This is a genomic window from Alienimonas sp. DA493 (genome assembly GCF_043951915.1).
Classification (GTDB): domain Bacteria; phylum Planctomycetota; class Planctomycetia; order Planctomycetales; family Planctomycetaceae; genus Alienimonas.
Window position 1 is genome coordinate 1 of record NZ_JBINJD010000384.1, and the last position, 363, is coordinate 363.

At 65.6% G+C, this 363-nt stretch carries 1 protein-coding gene; it reads right to left on the reverse strand.

The window, feature by feature from the left end; all coding sequences use genetic code 11:
- Positions 1-118: 118 nt before the first annotated feature.
- The coding region (rplL, locus tag ACG2DA_RS23130; RefSeq protein ID WP_395259077.1) for a 50S ribosomal protein L7/L12 at positions 119-363 on the reverse strand (245 nt) is incomplete at its 5' end.

Here is a 363-nt window from a genome sequence, read left to right on the forward strand (position 1 = left end):
AGACGCTCCCTGACGGTCGCGGCTCCAATTCTACGTTACGAAGGGCTCGCGCACGAAAACGACCCGGACGCTCGGGGCGTCCGGGTCGTTGCGCTTCGTCGGTGAGACGAGCTGCAGACTACTTGAGTTCCGCTTCGCCGCCGGCTTCCTTGACCTCGGCGACCAGCTTCTCGGCGTCTTCCTTGGAGATGCCTTCCTTGATCGGCTTCGGGGCGCCTTCGACCAGCTCCTTGGCTTCCTTCAGGCCCAAGCCCGTGGCGCCGCGGACGACCTTGATGACCGGGATCTTGTTCCCGCCGAAGCTGGTCAGGATGACGTCGAACTCGGTCTTCTCTTCCTCGGCGGCGCCGCCGGCGTCGCCGC